General features: G+C 65.8%; 16 protein-coding genes and 2 pseudogenes. 12 read left to right on the top strand and 6 right to left on the bottom strand.

Annotation, left to right across the window (positions count from 1 at the left end; genetic code table 11):
* Positions 1–321, bottom strand: coding sequence for a 2Fe-2S iron-sulfur cluster-binding protein (locus tag A7G45_RS20140; protein WP_061004586.1), 321 nt, complete (start codon positions 319–321; stop codon positions 1–3).
* 130 nt (positions 322–451) lie between these two features.
* Between A7G45_RS20140 and A7G45_RS20135 the strand changes: the two genes are divergently transcribed.
* From A7G45_RS20135 to A7G45_RS20080, 12 genes and pseudogenes are all read left to right on the top strand, one after another.
* Positions 452–1,429: a helix-turn-helix domain-containing protein gene (locus tag A7G45_RS20135; RefSeq protein WP_276555457.1), complete on the top strand. Its 978-nt coding sequence runs from the start codon at positions 452–454 to the stop codon at positions 1,427–1,429.
* Between the two features lie 1,418 nt (positions 1,430–2,847).
* Positions 2,848–4,014 (top strand): thiolase family protein, encoded by a 1,167-nt coding sequence (locus A7G45_RS20130; RefSeq protein WP_260939856.1) that lies wholly within the window; start codon positions 2,848–2,850, stop codon positions 4,012–4,014.
* Positions 4,011–4,448, top strand: a complete 438-nt coding sequence (locus tag A7G45_RS20125) for a Zn-ribbon domain-containing OB-fold protein (protein WP_061003883.1) — start codon at positions 4,011–4,013, stop codon at positions 4,446–4,448. The genes A7G45_RS20130 and A7G45_RS20125 overlap by 4 nt, the downstream gene beginning before the upstream one ends.
* Positions 4,445–5,488 carry an LLM class flavin-dependent oxidoreductase gene (locus A7G45_RS20120; protein ID WP_061003881.1) on the top strand — a complete coding sequence of 348 codons (1,044 nt, stop codon included), beginning with the start codon at positions 4,445–4,447 and terminating at the stop codon, positions 5,486–5,488. Before A7G45_RS20125 ends, A7G45_RS20120 begins: the two co-directional genes overlap by 4 nt.
* Positions 5,481–5,936, top strand: coding sequence for a MaoC family dehydratase N-terminal domain-containing protein (locus A7G45_RS20115; protein WP_061003879.1), 456 nt, complete (start codon positions 5,481–5,483; stop codon positions 5,934–5,936). The genes A7G45_RS20120 and A7G45_RS20115 overlap by 8 nt, the downstream gene beginning before the upstream one ends.
* Complete coding sequence (locus A7G45_RS20110; protein ID WP_061003876.1) at positions 5,933–6,364, top strand: MaoC/PaaZ C-terminal domain-containing protein; 432 nt, start codon at positions 5,933–5,935, stop codon at positions 6,362–6,364. The genes A7G45_RS20115 and A7G45_RS20110 overlap by 4 nt, the downstream gene beginning before the upstream one ends.
* 32 nt (positions 6,365–6,396) lie before the next feature.
* Complete coding sequence (locus tag A7G45_RS20105) at positions 6,397–6,888, top strand: FAS1-like dehydratase domain-containing protein (RefSeq protein WP_204158393.1); 492 nt, start codon at positions 6,397–6,399, stop codon at positions 6,886–6,888.
* Positions 6,885–7,355, top strand: a complete 471-nt coding sequence (locus tag A7G45_RS20100; protein WP_061003872.1) for a hotdog family protein — start codon at positions 6,885–6,887, stop codon at positions 7,353–7,355. Before A7G45_RS20105 ends, A7G45_RS20100 begins: the two co-directional genes overlap by 4 nt.
* Positions 7,356–7,400: 45 nt before the next feature.
* Entirely contained in the window at positions 7,401–8,168 is a 768-nt protein-coding gene (locus A7G45_RS20095; protein WP_061003870.1) for an enoyl-CoA hydratase/isomerase family protein, read from the top strand.
* A 1-nt stretch (position 8,169) separates the two neighbouring features.
* Complete coding sequence (locus tag A7G45_RS20090; RefSeq protein ID WP_061003868.1) at positions 8,170–8,982, top strand: TIGR03084 family metal-binding protein; 813 nt, start codon at positions 8,170–8,172, stop codon at positions 8,980–8,982.
* Positions 8,979–10,610, top strand: a complete 1,632-nt coding sequence (locus tag A7G45_RS20085) for an acyclic terpene utilization AtuA family protein (RefSeq protein WP_061003866.1) — start codon at positions 8,979–8,981, stop codon at positions 10,608–10,610. The genes A7G45_RS20090 and A7G45_RS20085 overlap by 4 nt, the downstream gene beginning before the upstream one ends.
* A gap of 50 nt (positions 10,611–10,660) precedes the next feature.
* Positions 10,661–11,486, top strand: a pseudogene (locus A7G45_RS20080) (SDR family NAD(P)-dependent oxidoreductase).
* Between the two features lie 6 nt (positions 11,487–11,492).
* Here A7G45_RS20080 and A7G45_RS20075 read toward each other — a convergent pair.
* The 5 genes and pseudogenes from A7G45_RS20075 to A7G45_RS20055 all read right to left on the bottom strand — a co-directional run bounded on the left by A7G45_RS20075 (position 11,493) and on the right by A7G45_RS20055 (position 18,716).
* Positions 11,493–12,086: pseudogene (locus A7G45_RS20075) on the bottom strand (TetR/AcrR family transcriptional regulator).
* 202 nt (positions 12,087–12,288) lie between these two features.
* Positions 12,289–13,842, bottom strand: coding sequence for an acyl-CoA synthetase (locus A7G45_RS20070; protein WP_061003864.1), 1,554 nt, complete (start codon positions 13,840–13,842; stop codon positions 12,289–12,291).
* A gap of 25 nt (positions 13,843–13,867) precedes the next feature.
* Complete coding sequence (locus tag A7G45_RS20065) at positions 13,868–15,022, bottom strand: acyl-CoA dehydrogenase family protein (RefSeq protein ID WP_061003862.1); 1,155 nt, start codon at positions 15,020–15,022, stop codon at positions 13,868–13,870.
* Positions 15,023–15,078: 56 nt separating this feature from the next.
* The gene (locus tag A7G45_RS20060) at positions 15,079–17,109 is read right to left on the bottom strand and encodes an acetyl/propionyl/methylcrotonyl-CoA carboxylase subunit alpha (protein WP_260939851.1); all 2,031 of its coding nucleotides are present in this window, start codon (positions 17,107–17,109) and stop codon (positions 15,079–15,081) included.
* A gap of 5 nt (positions 17,110–17,114) precedes the next feature.
* Positions 17,115–18,716: an acyl-CoA carboxylase subunit beta gene (locus A7G45_RS20055; protein WP_082763686.1), complete on the bottom strand. Its 1,602-nt coding sequence runs from the start codon at positions 18,714–18,716 to the stop codon at positions 17,115–17,117.
* Positions 18,717–18,769 lie beyond the last annotated feature (53 nt).

Genomic DNA, 18,769 nt, shown 5'->3' with positions numbered 1-18,769 from the left:
TTACAGTTGGAATTCGGGCAGTTCGACGGTCAAGCCGTCCCAAACCTCAGACGCGGCCATCTGGCACGACAGTCTCGAAGTTGGTTGACGCTCGGGATGCATGCTGAGCATGTCTTCTTCGATCGCTCCCGAGCTACCCACCTTGTCTGACCACTCGTGGTCCACGATCACGTGGCACGTGCCGCAGGCGGCTTCCCCGCCGCAATCGCCGTCGATTCCGGGTACCGCGTTGTTCAGCGCGATCTGCATTAACGATTGACCCTCGACAAGGGTCGCTTCGTACGACTCACCATCGTGAGAGACAAAGGTTACGACTGCCATGATCAGCTCTCCTCCATATCGGACCTCTCCGAGTGTTGTCGGCAAAAACCGGGGTCGCTAGGATCGGACGAGTCAAAGAGTTGTGTTTTTGGCTCATGTAAGGGGACACGTGGAGTTCGGTGACGCAGGTATGCCGGCACTGGCCTTCCTGCAGATGCTCGACGGTGAGGCGCTGGGGCGCGACGCGGTCGATGCTCTCCGTGACATCATGGTTCGAGAGCACGTCAACGAGTCGATGTTGGTCGGACCCGACGCGCAGGTCCCCTTAAGATGGTTTAAAGAGATTTATCCCGATTTCAACGTTGATCACGGCACCCGTCTGGGTTTCGCATTCGCTGAACACGCCAAACTGACGTCATTCGGGGCACTCAGCGTTCCACTGGTCAGTGCGGGCTCCGTAGCCGAGGTCGTCGAGTTGCTGGCCTATCTGCCGGTGATCACAACAGCCCTGAGCCCGTCGTTCCACTCGAATCAACGCGGACTCACAATCGGGCTCACGGGCCGCACAGGTGACGTTGGCCTGAATTGTCTGGCCGTCACCTACGGCGGACTCGCATTGCTGCGCATGCTCGACATGCTAGCCGGTGTTGTACCGAGTGTTGAACTGCATCTAAGTCATTCAGCCCCGGCTGGGCGGGTGTTGGACGCGGAAACGCTGACTGGGCGCCTCTTCTTCGGCGCCCCTACCTCGTTTATTCACGTACCCGTGGATACGCTTGACGAGGTCTGTCGCTTCTCGGATCCTGTTGCGTATCGGATTGCCGTCGCCGATCTGCGGCGAGTTCTAGAGCGGCGACGTGACGCGTCGTTCACCGAGCAAATAAGGCAGCTTCTGGAGAAGGATCCCGCACAGGCGAGCAGCAGCCGTGCCGCAGGCGAGTTCTCGATGTCCACGAGCACCTTGAAACGGCGCCTCTCGGAGGAGGGGACCACCTTCCGCGAGTTGCGTCAGACCTTCATGCAGGAGCGGGCGATCGTGCGACTCCTCGACCGATCGGTCTCTATCAGCGAGGTCGCTGCAGAGCTCGGCTATAACGACCTCACAAACTTCACACACGCCTTCAAACGCTGGACCGGTCGGTCTCCGAGCTATTTCAGACGCCCTTGAATTGTTTGGCTTCCACATGCTCGCCGATCCCGACGGGAACGCGGCTCTCAGCGACTTCCCTTTCATCGCAACGGTTTCGAGGCAATGGTCCGTTTTGCGGGACAGCTGCCTCACCCAGGCAAACGACTCGGACGAGCCAGTGGACATCTGGTGCACTCCTGATGCCCAGTTCGTTGTGTCCGGCCCGTTCGTCGACCACGGCCGCATCGGCGAGTCACGGCCCCCTTTTCCGCCGCGGCAGGAAACGCCGCGTAACCAACGACGGAATGGCCGAGTCCGGAGGCGTTCCGAAGTACTAGAACCACGGTGGGCGCAAACAGGCGGGAGACTTCACCGAACTGACCAATGGCTTATGCCTGTCAATGGGATTCAGCGATGTTGACGGCTATCTGGCCCCCTTCGGCGGCGGTTCGCGCTGCGCCTTGTGAGTCGCGGCGTGAACTCGTTTCACCCGAAAATGGCCATTGAGTGCTCGTCACCCAAGTAGCGGGCGCACCTCGGAAACAACGGCGCCGCAAGGTCGAAAGTGGTGACGAGTCCCGGCCTATCCACGCCGGCCGGGACACCCGTGCCCTGTGCGTGAGCATCCGCTCCCGTTTCGATTTTCAGCGTCAAACCGCCCTAGTTTAGATCGGCGTCCCGGCAGATGTCTTCGATGACTGACGCGAGGAGGAGTGCACCTGGTCGGCTTCTGCGCCGCCGCCGCCGTACGAGTGCGTGAGGATTTCGAGCTTGTGGCCGTACAGTCGTCGAAGTAGCCGCCCTTCAGTTGTCGCAGCGATCGGTCAAATTCGGATCGTCGTGCATCGGCTCGGACCGGTAGGGTTGGTCGCGAGCCTGGACGAGAGATAAGGATCTCGTAGAACTGCTCTTTGGTCACGAGGAACCCATCGTGTTGCCCGTTGAAATCGATACTCGCGTCGACCAAGTCGAGCGTGGTGTCGCCACCTACTTTGACGACCGCGAAATGTCCCAATTTCATCTGGCTCGGAACTGAGTACGCGGCAGTAGTAGCGCTCTCGACTCGCTGTCAGTCGCGAAGCGATGTGCTGGTTCAGCATCGGCATGGGTATTGCGTTTCCCCGCACCTGGGCGCAGCTAAACGCAGCTCACATTCTGGGGAATCTCTCGCTAGCTAGCCGGCACTTCCGGCAGTTTCGGGCCCCGCACTTGTCCGCGTCGATCTGAAAGATGGCTGACCACGGACCCGGGCCGCGCACGTTTTCAGACACACTGAACCCGCGCGTGAGCCGAGTCCTCATCGAGCCCCTTAGTTAAGGGGCGCAACAATTTTCGCAAAAATCCGCTGCTGGGCATGCGAGAGGCGAGAAGGGTTTACCTGGACGACTTGAGAACGCTATGCTAACCATTGTTAACATTGGGACCGTCGCTGAGTGCGGGGGTTGAGAGGAGTGCGGGTGTCTTACGATCAGCCGGCCATCATCGGCGCCGCCGAGCTCACTCCGGGCAGGAAAGTCCCTTACACATCCACCGAAATGCACGTGCGCGCCGCGGTGGCGGCGCTTGCCGATGCGGGTGTTTCGGCGGATGAGGTCGACGGACTCGTGTGCGCTGGGCCGATGACGAACGAAGGCTCGATCTTCCTGTCCGAGGACCTTATGGACTACCTTGGTCTGCACAATCTGAAGCTCCAGATGACTTGTCAACTCGGCGGCGGGACCCATCTCGCCATGACCCGTGTGGCGAGTAACGTCATCGCCCGAGGCGAGGCTGAAACGGTACTCGTCGTATCGGCGGGCAAGTTCCCGCCGATACGCGACGGCGGACGCGAACTCATGTCGCTGGTGTGCGACCACGCGTTCGAAATGCCCTACGGGCCATCAGTTCCCGCGCTCTACGGCCTGATCGCGCAGGCGTGGATGCACGAAACCGGCCAGGGCAAGGCCGACATCGCCGAGGTAACCGTGTCGCAAGACCGTTGGGCTGCGTTGAACCCCGCGGCGATCGCTCATGACGCTGAGCGCCTCAGCGTCGACGACGTGATGTCGTCCCGGCCGATCGCAGGACCGTTTCACTTCTACCACTGTTCGATTCCCTGCGAGGGTGGTGGCGCGCTGGTGCTGGGCTCTGCCCGTCGAGCCCGCGAGGGCAAGCACCGGCCCGTCCATGTTTTGGGCTTTGGAGAGGGCCACACTCACGGCTTCCTGACGTCGTTGGCCCGGCCGGGTCGCACCGGGGCCGCTAGGTCGGGTCCGATGGCGTTCGAGCGCTCCGGACGGGCGCCGGCCGACGTCGACATCGCTCTGCTCTACGACGCCTTCGCCTCCAACCCGGCGATGATCCTGGAGGAGGCGGGCTTCGTGAAGCCCGGCGGGGCGGGCGGTTTCTACCGTGACGGGCGCGCCGATCCGGGCGGCGACCTGCCGGTGAACACCGACGGGGGTCTGATCCGGTTCGGGCACACCGGGACCTCCTCTGGCATTTCGCAGATCCTTGAGGGTTACTGGCAGTTGTCCGGTCGCGCCGAGGGCCGTCAGGTGCTCGGCGCGGATACTGCGTTCGTACACAGCTACGGCTCGATGCTGTGCAGTCACGTCAGCATGGTGATGGAGGGGGCGTCATGACCACGGTTTCGAGTTTCCTCGACGGTCTGCACGATCCGGAGGCATTGCCGCCGCTGACCGACGTCAACCGACGCTATTTCGCCGCGGCGGCCTGCGGGGTACTTGTCTTCCAGCGGTGCGCGAACGGTCACCCGTTCCTGTACCCGCGGCTGGTGTGTCCGGTCTGCTATGAAGCCGAGTTGGCCTGGGAGACTGCGGCGGGCACCGGCGAGATCATCAGTTTCGCGCCGGTGTACCGCCGTCCGTGGGATTCGTTTCCGCGGAGCGAGCCGTACGTGGTCGTGCTCGTCCGACTCGACGAGGGGCCGCAGTTGTTGGCAAGTCTCGAGGGCGTGGCACCCGACGACGTCGTCATCGGCGCGCGAGTGCGCGCAGTGTTCGAGCGCGTGAGCGAGGACCTAGGGCTGGTGCGATTCCGGCCGGCGGCGTCTTGAGTACGTACGGCGTCTCCGTGCTCGGCGCGGAGTTGGCGACCCTCGTCGATACAGCCGTGGCCGCCGACCGCGCCGGATTCGACGCCGCCTGGGCATCCGAGTTCTACTCGCGCTCCGGCTCTATCTCGATGGCCGCGATGGCCGCGCGAACACGGCACTGCCGCCTGGGGTCGTCGATCCTGTACGGCGTTGGGCGTAGTCCAATGGTGCTGGCCACCGAAGCGCGCGACCTCGACGAGCTTTCAGACGGGCGTGTTGTCCTCGGCCTCGGTAACGGCACACGCCGCATGATGAGCGACTGGCATGGTGTCGCGGACACCTCGTCACCCGCCGTGCGCATGGAGGAGCTGGTCCCGCTGATCCGACGGATCTGGAACCTGCACGAAGGCCCAGTGAACCACGAGGGGCGCTTCTACCGGCTCAACCTTGTTCCCACGGGAGACCTCACGCCGCCGAAGCGAGCGATCCCGATCATCACTGCGGGCGTGCGTCCGCGGATGTGCGAGGTGGCCGGACGCGTCGCCGACGGCTTGGCCGGTCATCCGCTATTCACCACGGCCTACGTCGAGGAGGTCGCCCGCCCCGCTGTCATCCGCGGTGCCGAACGCGCCGGACGCGATCCCGCCGACGTGGAGATCGTCTCCATGGTCATCTGCTCGGTGCACGACGACGCTCAGATCGCACGTCGTGAGGCCGCGCAGCAGATCGCGTTCTACTCGTCCGTGAAAAGCTACCAGCACGTGCTTGACGTGAGCGGCTTCGCTAGGCAGGGGGCGGCGATCCGCGAGGCGTTCGCACAGCGCGACCTGCCCGCCATGTTCGCCGCCGTCACAGACGACATGATCGACGCGATGGCCGTCGCCGGCACCGCAGCCGAGGTGCGCGACGGGTTGCGCCGGTACGAAGGCGTGTTGGACCACATCATTCTCTACTCACCCTCGATCGGGCTCGCACCCGAACGGATCGCCGAGAACCTCGGCAGCCTGATCCGCGATTGCGCGCCGGCCATCGCCGGCGGGAAAGGCGAACACAATGGCTGACCCCTCGCTCATAGGGACGCACCTGGGCACCACCAAGTTCCCGGTCGACCGTTCCAAAGTGCGCGAGTTCGCGCTGTCCCTCGACGACCACGACCCGGTGTATCAGGATGCCGCGGCCGCGCGCACCGCCGGCTTCGGCGCGATCCCCGCGCCCGCGACCTTCGTCGTCTCCTCTGCCCACTGGCGCACAGACGATGACATGATCGCCGCCCTCGGCCTCGATCTCCGACGCGTGCTGCACGGCGAGTGTCGTTGGGAGTACTTCGAGCCGGTACTCGTCGGCGACGAGCTCACCGAGACACGCAGAGTCTCGGATGTGACCCGTCGCGAAGGCAAGCGCGGCGGCACCATGACGATGATCACGATCGAGACCGACTTCACCAATCAGCGCGACGAACTCGTCGTACGCCAGACCGACGTGCTGATCGAGACGGGAGCCTCCCAGTGACGACGTCCATGCCCTCCATGCCGGTGGCGTTGGCCGACGGCGACGAGCTTCCGACCTCACGATTCGGTCCGCTGACGCGCTCACACATCGTCCGCTACGCCGGTGCCGGCGGCGACTTCAACCCGATCCACCACGACGAGGAGTTCGCCCGTGCCGCCGGCATGCCCGGAGTGTTCGGCATGGGACTGCTGCACGGCGGCATGCTGGCCCAACGGCTGACTGACTGGGTGGGACTGGCTAACATCCGATCGTTCCGGATCCGTTTCACCGGGCAGGTGTGGCCCGGCGACGTGCTCACCTTCGCCGGCAAGGTGACCGGCGTGCGAGAAGCCCAAGGCCAGCAGTTAGCGGACGTCGAACTCGACGTCACGCGCCAGACCGGCGACACCGCGATACGGGCGAACGCCGTTGTGGTGGTGGGCTTGTGAGCGCGCCGACGACCGACGTCACCGGCCTGGGCATGACGTTCGGGACCGTCGAAGAGGGCCGGGCATGGGTCGGTCATCGCACGGAACCGCGACGTGCATGGTTCCCGATCGACCGCTCGATGGTGCTGTACTACTGCTCGCTCGTCGAAGATGCCAACCCCAGCTACTGGGAGGGGGAAGACTGCCCGCCAGGGCTGCTGATGACCCTCGGCTTCGCGCCGCAGTGGGTGCCGGAGCATCTCACGCGCACGGACATGCTGCTGGCGCTCAGCGTGCCGTTGCCCGGCCACCACATCATCAACGCCTCGACGACGACGGAATTCGAACGACGGCCCCGCGTCGGCGATCACGTCTCGATCGTGGAGGAGGTGGCCTCGATCTCCGAACCGAAGACAACGCGGGTAGGAATCGGCGTTTTCATCACGACGGTGAGCACCTTCTCCGATCAGCACGGCGAGATCATCGGGCGCAACACCAACGTGCTGTTCCGATACGACACCGACGCAGTGGGGGAGCCGTCGTGACCTCGAGCGATGCGGGAGCGGCCGCGCGTCCCGCCTTGCGGTTCGACGACGTCTCCGTCGGCGACTCGCTGCCCGCGGTGTCCATCGAGGTGACCTACAAGCGGATCTGCATGAACGCGGCCTCGACGTGGGACTGGTTCCCCGGCCACCACAACCCCGAATACGCCCGAAGTCAGGGCCAGCGCACGATTTACCTGTCGACCCTCTTCTTTCACGGTTTCGTCGACCGCGGCCTCAACGAGTGGGCCGGTCCCGACGCTCTGATCCGGCGTCGCACGATCTCGATGATCCGGTCGATCTATCCCGGCCAAACCGCAATCCTGAGCGGGAAGGTCGTCGGCAAACGGGAGGACGGGGGGCGGTGCCTTGTCGACCTCGAGTTGGTGGTCTCCAGCGAGGACGGCCCCTGCGTGCCCAGCGAAGCCACCGTCGAACTGAGCGCCGAATCCGATGCGGCGCCGACGTGAACCACCGAACGCGTCCGCAGCAACGTTAAGAGAAGCGGAGGACCAGTGGGCGAGCAACCGATTCGCTACGAGGTCGTCGACGGGGTGGCTTGGGTGACGATTGACCGTCCCGAGGCGCGCAACGCGCTCAACAATGCCGTACGCACAGGTCTGTTCGACGCGGTGCGCCGCTTCAACGACGACGACGCGGCGAAGGTGCTCGTCCTCACGGGCGCGGGTGAGAAGGCGTTCTGCGCGGGCGGCGACCTGAAGGAGATGGCGCACAACGCGCTCAGAGTGCCGCCGAAGGACTTCGCTCCGCAGTTCGGCCGCAACATCGACGTCGAGAAGCCGACGATCGCGGCGGTCAACGGTATCGCGTTCGCCGGCGGCTTCCTGCTCGCACAACAGTGCGACCTGGTGGTGGCCGCCGAACACGCCACGTTCGCGGTCAGCGAGGTCAAAGTGGGCCGCGGGTCGCCCTGGGCGGCGCCCCTGTCGTGGCTGGTGCCGCCCCGCATCGCCATGCAGATACTGCTGACCGGCGACCCGATCACCGCCGAACGCGCCCACCAGGTCGGCCTGGTCAATGAGGTGGTACCGGCCGAGCAGTTGTGTGAGCGTGCTCAGCAGTTGGCACTTGGGATCGCCGCGAACGCTCCGCTGTCGGTGCTCGCATCCAAGCGGACCGTGTACCTCTCGGCACAGCATCACCTCGCTGCGGCCTACGACCTGGCAGACGAGATCTGGGAGCCGGTCTACCTGAGCGACGATGCGCAGGAGGGCCCGACCGCGTTCCGAGAGAAGCGCGCACCACAATGGAAGGGACGCTGACATGGCGGTGACCATGCAGTCGGTTATCACCGACATCGAAGCGGAGACGGCCGCCATACGCGAGTTGGTCGCGCCGCTGCCCGAAGGTCTGCAGGGCTGGGACGCGCCGACTCCGGCCGTTGGGTGGACCATCCGCGACCAGATCAGTCATCTGGCCTTCTTCGACGACGTGGCGGTGCGCTCGGCGATCGACCCCGAGGGTTTCAGCACTGAGTACCTCCCGATGATGGCCGACGACAGCATCTCTCCCGACGTCATCGCGGCGCGCTACCAATTCATGCCGGCAGCGGACGTCCTCGCCTGGTTCGACGCGTCGCGTGCCGCACTGGTCAGCACTTTCGCAGGCATCGAACCGGCGACGCGCCTGCCGTGGTTCGGCCCGCCGATGAGCGCGGTCTCGTCGCTCACCGCGCGGCTGATGGAAACCTGGGCGCACGGCCAGGACGTCGCCGACGCGCTCGGCGCGACTAGGGAGGTCACGGCACGGCTGCGGCACGTGGCCCACATCGGGGTGGGTGCGCGCGCGTTCAGCTACCTGGCCAACGGTCTGGATCCCCTCACCGACCCGATACGCGTCGAGCTGGCAGCCCCTGACGGCACCGTCTGGACGTGGGGGCCGGCTGACGCCCACGATCGGGTGCGCGGACCCGCACTGGACTTCTGCCTGTTGGTGACTCAGCGCCGCCACCGCGATGACATGTCCCTGATCGCCGACGGTTCCATCGCCGATCAATGGCTCTCCATCGCGCAGGCCTTCGCCGGGCCCCCTGGCGGAGGGCGCTCCGCAGGCCAGTTCGCAGGGGTGTCGCGGTGAGCGGCCCGATCCGCATCGGCAACTGTTCCGGCTTCTACGGCGACCGCATGGCCGCGGCCCGAGAGATGGTCGAGGGCGGCCCGATCGACGTTCTGTGCGGAGATTACCTGGCCGAACTGACCATGCTCATCTTGGCCAAGGCCCAGGCCAAGGACCCGAACGGCGGATACGCTCGCACGTTCCTCACCCAGATGGAACAGGTGCTGGGCACCTGCCTGGACCGTCGCATCAAGGTCGTCGCGAACGCGGGCGGGCTGAATCCCGCTGGCCTGGCCACCGCGTTGCGGGAGCTGGCCGCACGTCTCGGCCTCACCGCGCGCGTCGCACACGTCGAGGGCGACGACCTGCGCGGCAGCCTCGACGCGATCACGCCGCCCGTCGGCGAGACCAAACCGGTGTCGGCCAACGCCTACCTCGGCGCCTGGGGCATCACCGAGGCGCTGCGCTCGGGCGCCGACGTCGTCGTGACTGGCCGCGTCACTGACGCCTCACTGGTGGTCGGTCCTGCCGCCTGGTGGCACAGCTGGGCACCAGGTGACTGGGATCGGCTCGCGGGTGCCGTGGTCGCCGGGCACGTGATCGAGTGTGGCCCGCAGGCGACAGGTGGCAACTACGCGTTCCTGGGCGAGGTCACCGACCGCCGCTATCCGGGGTTTCCGATCGCCGAGATCGCCGAACCGGCCTATCTCGGCCCCGACGTCGTGACCCACTTCGACACCATCCGCCTGAGCCAACGGGGTGAGCACCGTGTCGCCATCAGCGGCACCAAAGGCAGCCACCCACCCGACACGCTCAAAGTCGCGCTGAACGAGCTGGGCGGATTCCGTAACTCGATGACCATGGTGCTCACCGGCCTCGACATCGAGGAGAAGGCGGCCTTCGCCGAACAGCAGCTTTTCGACGTTCTCGGCGGACGCGACGCCTTCGACGAAGTCGATGTGCGGCTGCTGCGTTTCGACGTCGCCGATGCACCGACGAACGAGCAGGCGTGCGCGCACCTGCGTGTCACGGTCAAGGACGCGGACCCGCGCAAGGTCGGCCGGGCGTTCTCCGGCGGAATCATGGAGATCGCACTGGCCGGTTTCGCTGGCTTTCACACGACCACGCCGCCGTCCTCGGAGACCGCGTTCGGCATCTACCGACCGGCACTCGTGCCGCGCACGGCCCTGACGCACGTCCTCGTCGATGCTGCTGGAAATCGGCACGCGATCGCCGACCCGCCCACCGGCGTAGCGCCTTCGGCTGTGCCCGCCGCGCCCGCCACTCCACCCGCACCCACCGGGCCGACGCGGCGTGCGCCACTCGGGAGTGTCCTCGGCGCGCGGTCCGGGGACAAGGGCGGCAACGCGAACCTAGGACTGTGGGCCCGCGACGACCGCGGCTACGCCTGGGCACGGGAGTATCTCAGCGTCGAGCGTCTGCGCACGCTGCTCGGGCCAGAAGCGGCGAACCTGCGAATCGAGCGCTTCGAGCTGCCGAACCTGCGCGCCCTCAACGTGGTGGTGTTCGGCCTGCTCGGCGATGGTGTCGCATCATCGACCCGGCCGGACGCGCAAGCCAAGGGATTCGGGGAGTACGTGCGGTCCCGCGTGGTGGACATTCCCGAATCGCTGCTCGACGCACGCTGAACGCCCGGCACGACGCCGGTGGTACCCACGAAGAAAACGTCGAACCCAGCATGGGAAAGCTGGACGGCAAGATCGCGCTCGTCTCCGGGTCGGGGCGCGGCATCGGACGTGCCATCGCCAAGAAGCTGGCAGGCGACGGCGCCAAGGTGGTCGTGAACGACCTCGACGCCGGGCCGGCGAAGGAGACGGTGGCTGCGATCGAAGCTGCCGGTGGCACTGCGGTCGTGTGCGCGGGCAGTGTCACCGAGGACGGTTTCGCCGAACGTTTCGTGCAGACGGCCGTCGATGAGTACGGCGGAGTGGACATCATCGTCAACAATGCCGGCTACAGCTGGGACTCGGTGGTGCAGAAGATGAGCGACGAACAGTGGGATGCGATCCTCGACGTGCACCTGAAAGCGCCGTTCCGGACCTTGCGCGCGGCCCAGCCGGTGATCAGCGCGGCGGTGAAGAACGAGCGAGGCCGGTGACGTCGCGTGCCGCAAGGTCGTCAACATCTCCTCGATCGCGGGTACAGGGGGCAACGCCGGTCAGGCGAACTACTCCTCGGGAAAGGCCGGCGTCCTCGGGCTCACGAAGGCCATGTCGAAGGAGTGGGGCCGCTATAACGTGACGCTCGACGCGGTCGCGTTCGGGCTCATCCGCACCCGCCTTACCGAGGCTCCCGCCGGTGGCGACGGGACGATCGACATCCAGGGTCGCGAACTAGCGGTCGGCGTCAACCCCGATCTTCTCGCGACCATGGAATGCGCCATCCCACTTGGTAGGGCCGGAACGCCAGCCGACGGCGCGGGTGCCGTCTACCTCCTGTGCTTTCCCGAGTCGGACTACATCAGCGGCCAGGTCTTGATCTGCGGGGGCGGCTTCAACACCTGAGCAATCTCAGCCGGCCGTCGAGCGTAACCGGTCATTGCTCGCGCTGAACAGCGCGGCAGCTGCCGCGCTGTTCAGCATTGCCTCGACTGTCGCGTCGTCCAGCGACGCGGGCATGTGCGCGGCCGCGTTCAGCAAAGACAGCACGGCGACAACTAGGCCCTGTGCGCGTACGTCGTCCAGATCGTCGCGCGCCAGTACCAGCGCGTCGACCCAGATGGCCTCGTAGCTGCGCTGTCGGCACCCGAAGGGCACGGGTGGCAAGCGGCGATAGTGAGCGGTGCCCGCGGGCGTAGACGGCCAGCAGGCCACGGTGCCGAGCGCCGAAAGCCGCATGCAGCTCGACCAGGGTGCGCAGGACCTCCGACGGCGTCTTGGCCGTCGTGGCGCGTCGCGCGCCGGCTAACAGCTCAGTCATTGCGGAGTCGCACAGTTCGCGCAGGATTGCATCCTTATTCTGGAAGTGGCCGCTGGCCCGCTCACCCCCGCTGCGGCACCGATGTCATCAATACCCACCGAGTGGAAGCCTTGGCGCGCGAACAGGTCGGCGGCGGCCTCAAGAAGCAATTTGCGGCGCAAGCCAGACGCGTTCGTGCCTCCTATCAGTTCGTCGCGATCATTACGTGTGGAGTGCTCCGCAGAACGATAGTCCTATCGACGCCCGGGTTTCCTGCGTCGACACCCACCGCACCGTCTTCGAAAAGGACAACGCAACTGCTGAACTCGGCCGTTGTTGCCAAATTCTCGCATCAGCACGTCGATTGAGAGACCCTGCCCCGAACCCGCGAGGCGCTGCGCAGGCCACTCAGCGCAGAACGACTCCGGCCTCGATGCCTGTGAACTGCGTACGCAGCTCGGTCTTGAGCAGCTTGCCGGTGGCGTTGCGTGGCAGTTCGTCGACGAAGTGCACGTCGCGCGGGCACTTGAAATGTGCCAGCCGCTCACGACACCAGTCCACTATCTCTTGGGCGCTCGGCGCTTCCACCGCGGGTTGGGCGACGACGACCGCGACGACGCGTTCCCCCCACTTCGCGTCCGCGCCTCCGATCACAGCGGCGTCGAGTACCGCCGGGTGACGGAACAGAACCTGCTCGACCTCGATCGGGTAGACGTTCTCGCCGCCGGAGATGATCATGTCCTTCTTGCGGTCGACGAGGGTGATGTATCCCTCGGCGTCCATGCGTCCGAGGTCGCCCGTGTGGAACCAGCCTCCGCGGAACGCCTCAGCGCTCGCCTCGGGCTTCATCCAGTAGCCTGTAAACACGTTGGGGCCACGCACAATCAACTCACCCACAGTGTCGATCGCGACTTCGCGATCGTGGTCGTCGACGATGCGAGCGTCGACGTGCATCGCCACGCGGCCAATCGACCCCGCCCGAGTGCTGGTGTTCTCGGCGTCCAGGACGGTCACCAACGGGGCGGTCTCGGTCATGCCGAAGCCCTCGGTGAAGGGCACACCACGCTCGCGCATGAAATCGATCACCGTCAGGGGAACGGGTGACCCGCCGCCCATAGCGAAACGCAGCGCGGACAGGTCGAAGGAGTCGAAGTCGGGCACCTTCATGAGCGCGGCCCACATGGCCGGCACCATGAACTGAATCGTTACTTGGTGGTCGGCCATCGCTTGCAGCGTTGCTCGCGGGTCGAAGGCGGGCATGATGACGCTGGTGCCGCCGACGTAGAGCAGCGGCAGTGTGTGCACACCCAAGCCACCGATGTGGAACATCGGCGCCACCGCGGCCGTGACGTCGTCGCCCCGCACGCCGATATCGGTGCCGAGGACGTTGATCGCGTTCCACAGCAGGTTGTCGTGGGTGAGGATCGCGCCCTTGGGTCGGCCGGTCGTCCCCGACGTATACATGATGAACGCCGGGTCGCGGCCCTCGACATCGCCGTTAATCGCGTCGAGCGTTCCGCCTGAGACGAGGTCGTCGTAACTGAGCTCACCCGTCGCCGGCACCCCACCGGCGCGCACGATATGGCGCACGCGGGCTCCGGATTCGGTGACGGCTGTCGTGGCTTGTGCGGCCAACGGCTCGTGGAAGATGAGGACGTCGGCCCCGGAGTCGGCCAGGATGTACCCGATCTCGGGTGCAGCAAGCCGCACGTTGAGCGGTACGGTGATAGCGCCGATCTTGGCGCAGCCCAGCAGCACCTCGATGAACTCGGCCGAATTGACCAGCAGCACTGCGACCCTGTCGCCTTTTCGCACGCCGAGCGCGATCAAGGCGGCGGCGAGCTGGTTGGTGCGCCGATCCAAGTCGGCGTAGGTGATGTGCTCGCCGTTGCTGATCAGCGCGGTACGCCCGGCGTTGAGGAAGGAACGCCGGGTGACCCAATGACCGATGCCGCGTTGCATGTGATCTCTTTCCGTTTCCGCCGGCTCAGTAGGACGCTGGAAGACGCAGGCTGTGCTGCGCCACGAAATTGAGGATCATCTCGCGGCTGATGGGGGCGGTGCGCATGAGTCGGGCCGGGCCCCAGAGCGTGGCGAGGCCGTACTCGGTGGCCATGCCGTTGCCGCCGTGGGTCTGAATCGCCTGGTCGAGCGCCAGGATGCCTGCCTCGGCCGCGGCGTACTTCGCCATGTTGGACGCCTCACCCGACCCGGGGTCGCCTGCGTCGTGCAGGGAGGCGGCGCGCTGGGTCATCAAGCGCGCCAGTTCGACCTGGATCTTGGCGTGGGCGAGCGGGTGCGATACACCCTGGTGCGAGCCAATTGGCGCTCCCCATACGTGCCGCTCACGTGCGTAGTTGGCGGCTTTGTCGAGCGCGTAAAGGCCGATGCCGTTGCCTAGTGCTGCGCCCATGATCCGCTCAGGGTTCAAGCCCATGAAGACCTGGCGCAGCCCTTCGTTCTCTGCGCCGATCAGGTTGGCGGCTGGCACACGAACGTTATCGAAGAATAGGGTGAATTGCTTCTCCGGAGTGACGGCCTGCACCGGGATGAGGGACTTGGTCAATCCAGGTGCATCGGTGGGCACGACGAGCAGGCTCAAAAGGCCGCGACCACGGTCGTTGGTGGACGTCCGGGTGACGACCAGAATGGCTTCGGCCTCGTCGACGCCGGAGATGTAGTACTTGGTGCCGTTGACGACCCAGTCGTCACCGTCGCGTTTGGCGGTCGTGGAGATGTTGTGCGAGTTCGAGCCCGCATCCGGCTCGGTGATCGCGAAGGCCATGATCGTTTCGCCGCTCGCGATGCCGGGCAGCCATCGTTGCTTGAGTTCCTCACTGCCGAAGGCCTGAATGATGGTGCCGCAAATGGTCGGCGAAACGACGGTCATCAGCAGCGGGCATCCGGCCGCGGCGAGTTCCTCACCGACGATCTGCATGTCGTAGATGCCGCCGCCGCCGCCGCCGTACTCCTCGGACAGGTTCACGCCGAGGAAGCCCTGCTTGCCTACGGCCCGCCACAGTTCGGTGGTCTTCTCGCCGGCGAGTGACTTCTCGAGGTAGTACTTGTGGCCGAAGTCCTTGGCCATCTCGGCGACCGCCTTGCGCAGGTCTTGGCGTTCCTCAGTCTCGTGTAATTCCATGACATTCCTGACGTCGTGCGGTAGCACGCGGCCGGTCGGCAGCGCGCTGGCTTTACCTAGGGCTGTATGGCGCAGGCCGCCTCGCCGCCGTCCACCGCCTCGACCACGGCGAGTACATCGCCGGTGGAAACCTGCTGGCCGACCTCGACCGGCAGGGCGCTCAACACGCCGTCGATCGGGCTGGCGACGGTGTGCTCCATCTTCATCGCCTCGAGGACGACGAGCGTCTGTCCGGCTGACACCGTCTCGCCCTCGGCGATTGGTAGTCGGACCACCGAGCCGGGCATCGGTGCCGTGAGGGAACCCGGCGGGGTCAACGTGCTCGGGTCGACGAAGCGCGGCACCACTCGTAAGGCGGTATAGCCCAGGACCGAGTCGACATGGGCGAGATCGCCGTCGATGAGCACGTGGAACGTTCGGCGCACTCCGCCCACGCTCAACACGACGGATTCGGTGCTCCCCACCACGACCGCGAGGTCGGCCGACGGTTGGTGATCGACGCTCAACGACGTTCCCGTCGGATGCAGGGTGTATCCGATGCGTATGTCGCGCCCGGTTTGCGTTTGCCAGGTTGTGGTCTGCGCTTGCGAGGGGTTGTTGCGCCAACCGGCGGGCAGTGACGCTTGCAGGGGCGCGACGGCACGCCGAGCGGCCACACCGGCCACGGTCGCCGCGATGGCGTGCAGACTCTCGGCGTGTGAGTCAGCCAGGGGCGCGCCGAGTTCGGCCACGTCGTGTCGTTGCAGGAATCCGGTGTCGGTGCCGCACCCGGCGAACTCGTCGTGGCGCAGGGTTCGCACCAACAGGTCGCGATTGGTGGTGACGCCGTGAATACGGGCGCCGGCCAGCGCCGCCGAGAGACTGGAGAGGGCCTCGTCGCGCGTTGGTGCCCACGCGATGACCTTGGCGAGCAGCGAATCGTAGTGGTGACCGACGACTGAACCGGCGCGGAATCCCGAATCGACCCGCACGCCGGTAAGCGCTGGAACATCCATGGTGCGCAGGGTGCCCGTGCAGGGCCGGTAGTCGTCGGTTGGATCCTCGGCGCACAAACGGGCCTCGATCGCGTGACCGCGAATTCGCGGGTTGTGCATCTCGTCGGGCAGAGGGCGGCCCATCGCAACCAGCAGCTGGGCCCGCACCAGGTCGAGGCCCGTGATCAGCTCCGTGACGGGGTGCTCGACCTGCAGCCGGGTGTTCATCTCGAGGAAGGCGAAGGAGCCGCCCATGCCGTCCCGGCCCACGTCGTAGACGAACTCAACCGTGCCGGCGCCTACGTACCCGACCGCGCGCGCGGCAGCGACGGCGGCCTCGCTCATCCGTGCACGCAACTCCTCGTCGACGACCGGGGACGGCGCTTCTTCGATGACTTTCTGGTGTCGACGCTGCACGGAGCACTCGCGCTCGAACAGAGAGACGACGTTTCCGTGCGTGTCGGCCATGACCTGGATCTCGACGTGTCGCGGGCGCTGGATGTATCGCTCGAGGAAGACGGTGCCGTCGGCGAACGCGGCAGCAGCCTCACGCGAGGCGGAGGCCACCGCCTCCTCGAGTTCATCCGGCGAGGTGACCACGCGCATACCCCGGCCGCCGCCACCAGCGCTGGCCTTCACCAGAACCGGGTAGCCGACGTCGGACGCCAACTTCGCGAGGTGTTCGGCAGACAACCCCGTCGTGTCGCCACCGGGGAGTACGGGAACGCCTGCGTCGGAGATCATCTTCTTGGCCGCTAACTTCGAGCCCATTGCGTCGATCGCCTCGGCCGGTGGGCCGACGAAGACCAGGCCGGCCGCGGCACAGGCCCGCGCGAACGCGGCGTTCTCGGACAGGAAGCCGTAACCGGGGTGAACGGCGTCGGCGCCGGTGAGCGAGGCCGCGGCGATGATCCGTCGCATGTCGAGGTAGGTCTCGGCGGGGGACGAGCCGGGGAGGCGCACCGCCTCGTCCGCGTCGGCGACATGCCACGCGTCGGCGTCTGCGTCGGAATAGACGGCCACCGTGGCGATCCCGAGGTCGCGGCAAGTGCGGAACACTCGCCGTGCGATTTCACCACGGTTGGCCACCAGTACCTTGGAGATCTTGGGCATCGTCATCACATCCGGAAGACGCCGTAGCCGCGCTGGCCACGAACTTCGCCGTTGTGGATGACCGACAGACAGAAACCGAGAACCGTCCGCGTGTCGCGAGGATCGATGATTCCGTCGTCATAGAGGCGACCGCTGTTGGCCAGGGCGACGGATTCCCGCTCGATTTGTTCCTCGACCGCGGTGCGCATCTGGGCGTCGGCGTCCTCGTCGAAGGGCAGCCCGCGGTCGGCGGCGGACTCGCGCGCCACGATGGACAGCACTCCGGCCAGTTGCGCCGGACCCATGACCGCCGACTTCGAGTTGGGCCAGGCGAACAGGAACCGCGGCGAGTACGACCGACCGCACATGCCGTAGTTCCCGGCACCGTACGACGCACCCATGGTGATGGTCACGTGCGGGACAGCGCTATTCGACACGGCGTTGATCATCTTCGCGCCGTCTTTGATGATGCCTCCCTGCTCGTACTCGGCGCCGACCATGAATCCGGTTGTGTTCTGCAGGAAGATCAGGGGCGTGTCGATCTGATTCGCCAGCTGAATGAACTGCGAGCCCTTCTCGGCCTCCTCACTGAACAAGATGCCCCGCGCATTGGCGAGGATCCCGACCGGAAAGCCGTGGATCGAGGCCCAGCCGGTGACCAGCGACGTGCCGTACAGCGGTTTGAACTCGTCGAAGGCCGATCCGTCGACCACTCGGGCGATGACGTCGCGGGGGTCGAAGGGAACCTTCGGATCAACCGACGCGATGCCGAGCAGCTGATCGGGGTCGTACACCGGCGGGTGCGGCGGCAATGTGGGCCCGGTGCCACACTTCCGCCAGTTGAGCCGCGCCATGATGCGCCGGCCGATGCGGATCGCATCCTGCTCGTCCTCGGCCATGAAATCGGCCAACCCCGAAGTGCGCGCGTGCATATCGGCGCCGCCGAGCGATTCGTCGTCGGAGACCTCTCCGGTGGCCATCTTCACCAACGGCGGACCGCCGAGGAACACCTTGGAGCGATTGCGCACCATCACGACGTAGTCGCACATGCCAGGGATGTAGGCACCGCCAGCGGTCGAATTACCGAAGACCAACGCCACGGTCGGCAACCCTGCTGCGCTGTGCTGTGTCAGGTCGTGGAACAGCTGCCCGCCGGGCACGAAGATCTCCGCTTGTGTGGGCAGGTCGGCACCGCCGGACTCGACGATGTTGATGATGGGCAGTCGGTTCTCCCGCGCGATAGCCATGCCGCGGAACACTTTTCGGAACGTGTACGGGTTCGATGCGCCCCCACGAACAGTGGGGTCGTGAGCGATGATCATCGACTCGATTCCCTCGACGATGCCGATGCCGACCACCACACTGCCTCCGACGGGGAACCGGGTGCCCCATGCGGCGAAGGGGCACAGTTCCAGGAACGCCGTGTCGGGATCGAGCAGGAGTTCAATGCGTTCTCGGACGAGCAACTTGCCCCGTTTACGATGCCGCGCAACGTACTTCGGTCCGCCACCGGCATTGGCCTGCGCCAGCTGCTCCGCGATGGCGTCGAGTTGAGCGCTCAGGCCGTCGCGGTTCTCGAGGTAGCCGGGCGCCGTTGCATCGACGTGATCGGGTAGGACGTGAACCAAGGTATTCCTCCGAGCGAGCATCGACGCCGATCTGCTTACGCGGTAATGTTAGC

This window comes from Mycolicibacterium llatzerense (assembly GCF_025331195.1).
Taxonomy (GTDB): Bacteria; Actinomycetota; Actinomycetes; order Mycobacteriales; family Mycobacteriaceae; genus Mycobacterium; species Mycobacterium llatzerense.
Note: the sequence above shows the minus strand (reverse complement) of the source record. Positions and strands in the feature narration are given on the sequence as shown.